This window comes from Flavobacterium sp. (genome assembly GCF_044341265.1).
In the GTDB taxonomy this organism is placed as follows: domain Bacteria; phylum Bacteroidota; class Bacteroidia; order Flavobacteriales; family Flavobacteriaceae; genus Flavobacterium.
This window is the reverse complement of record NZ_JBIISA010000056.1, coordinates 1-6405: the sequence shown is the minus strand read 5'-3', so window position 1 is coordinate 6405 and position 6405 is coordinate 1. Positions and strand designations below refer to the sequence as shown.

2 protein-coding genes are annotated in these 6405 nt (G+C 30.5%); both read right to left on the bottom strand.

Translation table 11 applies throughout. The features are described from left to right. Positions 1–2154: 2154 nt before the first annotated feature. A complete protein-coding gene (locus tag ACIQ06_RS15760) occupies positions 2155–2409 on the bottom strand; it encodes a hypothetical protein (RefSeq protein ID WP_396147882.1) in 255 nt (84 codons plus the stop codon). 1063 nt (positions 2410–3472) lie between these two features. Then, positions 3473–3649 (bottom strand): SET domain-containing protein, encoded by a 177-nt coding sequence (locus ACIQ06_RS15755; protein WP_396147881.1) that lies wholly within the window; start codon positions 3647–3649, stop codon positions 3473–3475. Positions 3650–6405 lie beyond the last annotated feature (2756 nt).

Here is a 6405-nt window from a genome sequence, read left to right as displayed (position 1 = left end):
CCAACCCCAACCCCAACCCCTTTCCAGGAAAGAATACACGAACTTATTTTTGATATTTTAAAAAGATTTTGATTTATGAAAAAATCATTGATTTAATTAAAGCATAAATATTTTAAAAACAATTTTAAGGCTTCTCCTTCCTTTTCGACCTTCCTGGCCTTTTTTACTTCAAAGGCCCTCCCTTTCCAAACCATTCCCAAAACCCATGTTTCCAACAAATTTTGCTTAATTATTCTGCAATTGATTTAAAAGTATAATTTGTATAAAAATTCAAATTTATGCACATTTTTTTACAAAATTCAATGGCGGATTTCTGTAGCCTTCACCATAAAATATCTTAAATAAAGAGCCCCATATTTTTGTTATTCAGGGCCATCTTTGGGGGCGGCAGCACATTCTTTGCCATTTTTAGTTCAAAGGGAAAAAAAATTAATTTGAATTTTGAAAGGGTTTTAGATTTTTTTAATAATAAGGGTTTGATAATTTAGTGAATAATAAAGTGAAATAAAATGCCAATAAATAGAAATTCCAAAAGTTTAAAGGGAGAAGAAGAAAATAATAAAACTCCGATACCGATCCAACTGATGGTACTGATTGCATTGCTATTTTTTATGAACGTAAGCTACGAGACCCACAGCTCTTTCGGGAAATTTCAGGATGTTGAGAGATCTAAATCATTGAATTGCCTCCAAGAGTGGACAAAAACTGCCTGCAGCATAATAAATATGTCGGAAAAATGCGAGCAATTAGCTGCATGCATTCAATCAACCGGGGGCAGTTTTGTTGAGCTCGTTTAAATTACAGCTGAGGAGGTAATTTAAAATTGTCCCTTGCCACTCATTGCAATCGGTCTTTTGACTCTTTACCAGGTTATTCTCTATTTGAAAGAGCTTAAACAATAAAAAAATGAGTGATTTTCTTTAATACCTTCATTTTTAACAATCAGTCCCCAAAAATCTAACAAAACAATCGCTAATTCTTGTAAAGTTTTATTTTTTCAAAAAACAATAAGTAAATTAAATGAAATTTAGAAAGAAATCAGTATTTATAATGTCTTCTGGTATTTCTTGGTCGACCGATTTTAGCCTTCAAATTTTGTTTTTCGTTCTTTACCAACCATCTTGGGTTAAAAAGGTCAATAAAATTAATGTCAAGAGTTATGGCCAATTTAATTTAGTGGCAACAAGGAATCCCAGATTTAATTGAGTAACTACATTGGCATTAATACGATTAAGGCTTTTTAACTATGAAAAAAATATTGTATTTGTCTTTCAAAGTAAAGTGATATTCGTTCTCCTGCACGATTTCAACATTAATCACCTTTTTAAGCTCTTTCCAAAAACAATTAAAAACCTTCTGATCAATTTGTCTTCTTAAATCTTCAATTTTTGGGATCCCATAAAATCTTTAAACCAATTGATATTCAATTCTGATTTATTCAGATTTCCTTCCAAATTCCTCCAAATAGTGAACAAGAGTATAAATTACTTTTGAAAGCTATTTTTGAACAGGCAGGACTCTTTTAATTAAATCATTCATTTTTTCAACTGCACTGTCACAATTCGTAAATCCAATAAATTATTTTTATATTTCAGCAAAGCAGCACCTTTTTCTGTCTTAAACCAACTCATCAAGTAGCTTTTTATCGCCCTCTGTTATCAAATTATTTTCGGCTTCGTCAAGCCAGTAATCAAATTGCTTGGTATTTTTGCAAGTGACGAGTTTCATAAAATATTTAAACTTACCCTTTTAATTTAATTTTTTTTTTATATTTCTTAAGACATGAAAATTGTCCAAAAGATGGAGAATTTTTTTATCTGTTAATTCATTGAAGGTTTTAACGGCGCTTGCGAAGGCTTTGGAATCATCTGTGATCATTACTTTAGGAGTTGTTGATGTAAGTTCACAAAAATTTTGTAAAATTTTTAAAAAATTTTCTTTATTTTATGACTTTGTTAGAGCCAATCCAAACGGAACAATCCTCCGAGTTGAAGAATATCCACAAAAAACCCCAACTTTCCAGTTTTGCTAAACTCTAGGAGAAGGGTTACAAACAATGTTGTAGGTCATATCGAAAAAACAAACGTCATTGTAAAGGCGGGAAGCTTATTTCATTTTTTGGGAAATTAGAAGAATATTTTAAGGTTAAGATTTTTAGTCAAGAGGTTGAATGAATAATTCGTATTTTTTGGAATCCAAATCAGTCCACAAATCCCAAAGAGTTAAGTCTGTGAATCGGAATTTGTTGTAGTAATAATAAAACTGAGAGTCAGTCAACTGAAGTTCGGATTTGGCATAAAACTTAAACTCTTTGATTGGAATTCCAATTGGAATTTTATTAAGAAACTCTTTGAAAATAAGTTTTTTGGATCCTAGAAAATTGATTGGGTGGTTGTGGGTATTTTTCATATAAATTAGATCATAGAAATCGGAGACTGAATTTTTGGAGTACTTCATTCTGGAGGTGCATTTGGTGCAGTAGACATAAATGTTAACACCACCCCTCAGAATGTATTTATAATTGAGTTAAAAGTTTTATTATCTTGCTTTTTCTCGGATAATATGTTTAAGGGATTGAAGATTCATTACCCTTTGAAAATCTTCAACTGAGTTGGGAAATCGGAAAGTCATGGTTTATTATTGCCTCAATGATTACTATTTAAAATGGTTTGTTATTATTTTCAAATGATTTTAATTTTGATTTAGCATTATTACCGACTTTAAATTAAAAACTTTTAATACTACAATCTTCAAACCCATTTTGATAATTACCCAAATCGATTTAATCAATTCATTAATCTGACTAAAATGTTTCTATGAAATTTTTAGAGCAAAATACGAATTTTTGGTATGGCTAAAATACATTCCTGCTGCAAATTCACATACTGGAAGGACAAGACTTCGTCACCCGATTTCTAAAATCTGAAAATTGGTCAAAAAAAGATTCCTGAGAAACAGGGTGAGAGGACAAAACTTATCGTCGTCTTACTGGTTGGACTCAGCATTTTTGGACTTTTTCTTTATTTCCTCGCCCCTCATTCGATTTCATGGTCAAGCAATGATTCAGACTGCTGGCCTGCTTTCAAGGAAAAGAACTGTGACATCTCCAACCCGGAAGGAACTGAATGCATATCGCTTCTCGAGTGCATTAAACAACAAGATTCAAATGACTCATTGATCAATATTGTTTTGAAGGGAGTGGCTGGGCTAATCGTTTTTCTCATGGCGGTTATTAAAAAACACATCTCAAGGTGGATAGTAATATTGATAAAACATTTGGGGAGGATAATTGAGTCAGAAAATTAGTTTAATAAAAAGCAGATATAAAGTTGAAAATTCAAATGATTTTACTCCTCTGATTTTATTTGATGACAAAATAAAAATCGTTTCAGAAAATTGATATAATGACAAATCACTTATATCCTTGAGTGGGGTAAGCTTTAGAACTGCCATTGTATTGATAGGTCAAAGATTATCCTTTTTTAATTTTCCTGTTGGAAAATATAATTATAATTGGCTTATTTTTGTATAGCCTTCGAATAGAAGAACAATTTCCTTTCAAAGAATGATTAAGAAATCGAGAAATGTTTGACTTGATTTTTGCAGTGACAAAAATAGTCTTTTCTGCGCATTCCCCATTCACTAGCATAAAATTACTGTCACTTTTTTAATGGCTTTACACTATTTGACGGAGAGTTTTTGTTTAGCCAATGTAACTGCAAATAATGGTCTTTTCATTCAAATCATGCAAAGTTTCAACGTCCCACCCAAATATCGGTTTTCTAACTAATTTGAAAGGGCCGATTGGCTGATTTTTATATTTTTCGTAAGTTTCAAATTCAACATCGCTCATTTACTGAATTCCAAAATCAAGGGTTTTGAAGTAATCGTATTAAAAACATTAGTTATCCTACAAAAATTACATATGTTTTTGTTTCAAAGCATTAACGAGTGACAACTTACATTATTATATCTGATGGGTTGCCATCGGAGGAAAAACGTTGTAGTACAAAGTTTTCTTTGATTTCAAAATGGTAAGTGACAATTTTTGAATTTACTTACATTTTTACTCTGGATCTGGATCTGGATTAACACTGAATAAATGGCCTTGACATTTTTGACATTTTTTGCGATTTTTTGAAGGAAAGCAACTGGCGTGAATTACATCTTCACATAATGGACAAAGATTGAGCTCCTTATTTTATTTCCAATTTTTGCAAGATTGACAAAAAGATGATAATTAACGAAATTAGTTTATTTTTGGCTCATTTAAACTATGGACATTGCGATATTTTTCAAAGAAATAGTGGTTGGCTCTTGTGAACTAGGATGAGGAAATACATCCATAATTTTCTTTGAGTAACCTTCGGAAAATATTATAATTTTGGCGCAATTTGTATCGGATTTTATACTTGAATTGCTCGATTTTAGACCTTGATTTTTCTTCATTAATTTGCTGGACTGTGCTTTCGTGTTTTTATTTTTATTTATTTTTTCTAATTTTCTTAGTTTTCCTTTTCACAGTGCCATCAACAAACTATTCTTCCGAACTGCTATTGTGGGATCTTTCTAATCTTTATTAAAATTACTGGGGTCGATTTTATTGATCCTCAAATGATTTTTTGTTGTCAAATTATCTTTTTTATGAGATTAAACTGAAGCTCAAAGACTAATTTTCGATGGCCCTTATAACACCTAATTTTATGGGCTTTAAGTTCTGGATTTTTTATTTTTGCCTTTCCTAAAGGGCAATTTAAAACATTTAATCTTAAATTAGTTTATATTTTTCAGATTATTATTTCATTTTCTAAAAACAAATTTCTTCTTGGTAATCTTCAAAATAGTCATTTCGAATCCCTTGCCCAATCAAATCATAGTTAATTGAATTTCTGACCACTTACTCAAGCTATTCGAACGATTCCTCATCTATCAACGAGTTTTACAAACTTTTATTTTCATTTTCACTTTCATTTTAAATTTAAAATTACTCAAGTTCTTCATGCATGATATCTGGCTCATTTCTGATTTTATTCCAATGCAAACAAAACTTTTCAGCAAATTCCTCCAATCTTCTTATTTCTGATTTTTTCATCCTTTATCCTTTTATTTCTTTTATTTTATTCCAAGCCTTTGTATAAGAAAGTGTAATTTAAGATTCTTTTTATTCTTAATAATTGTATTTTAAATCTAAAAATCGTTCATACCTCTCAGAAAAATTTTCCATCAGAAGACTCAAAATTAATGTGGCCAGATCCTGAAGTAGTCGAGAATGATTCTGCAACACTCGACAATTTCCTTTGTGTTCAATCATGCAAAATCGAACATTTTTGGTCAAAAAGATTTATCTTGAAGAAATTTGCAGGACTTTTTTTTCAAAATATTCTGATATTTTATTGAGAATTGAGCTGACTTTTCGATGGGATGCTGAAAAAGATTAATTGCTTTTGAATTAATTTTACAAATTAATATTTTTGACATCAGATCCTCGAATTTTGAAAGGTAATTGCTCAGATTTAGCGATAAAATTAATTGCGCATTTTTGTCTAATTATGTTGTAATTTTCGAATAAAATTGACTTAATTTTGTTAAGGTTCAATAAGTTTGATTTTTCCTGCATGTACTATCGAATATCCGAGTATGGGTTATCAAATGAATCTTTTTCTTTAAAAATGTGCTCCAGTTTTCGAGAAAAATAGGGAATATCATTAAAAATAGCTTTTATTTGAGAAAAGAAGAATTATTAAGCATCTCCTGATACTTTGCTCAGACAGAAAAGCATTGTCTAAATTTTGGTTTTTTCCTTTTAAAATTAAATGAGAAAGATTCTTTCGAACTCATTTTTAAGGTATTGATTGTACTTTTTTGCTTTATAAAAATCTGAGACGGAAATCATTTATGCATCTAATCTTGAGCAATCTGAAGGGCTAGACTGAGGATTTACATGAAAAAATAACGATCCTGAGCTTTACTCTTAAAAAGTCTCCTCCATAATTTTGCTCGAATCATTTATTTTTTCATCATGTATTCCTTCTACATGCGCTCTGACATGTCTACTAAAATGTCCGCATTTTTTTTTTATCAACTCAAAACATAAGTGGCATTTTTGACAGCAACGAAGGCAAAAAGTAGAAGTCGAACATCTTTTGGGGTGACAGGGTTTTTGGGAATTTTGTTATAGCTCCATCGAAGATATTTATATTTTATAAGAAAAAGTCATTTATAAACCAAAATCTAATGCGATTAAAATATTAAAAACCCCGTTTATTTAATGCTTTTTAAGATTTTTCCTTTCAAAATTCAAATTAATTTTTTTTCCCTTTGAACTAAAAATGGCAAAGAATGTGCTGCCGCCCCCAAAGATGGCCCTGAATAACAAAAATATGGGGCTCTTTATTTAAGATATTT

Excerpts from the sequence above, each read along its gene's own strand:
- ACIQ06_RS15760 (WP_396147882.1), bottom strand. The coding sequence starts at position 2,409 with ATGAAAAATACCCACAACCACCCAATCAATTTTCTAGGATCCAAAAAA.
- ACIQ06_RS15755 (WP_396147881.1), bottom strand. The coding sequence starts at position 3,649 with ATGCTAGTGAATGGGGAATGCGCAGAAAAGACTATTTTTGTCACTGCA.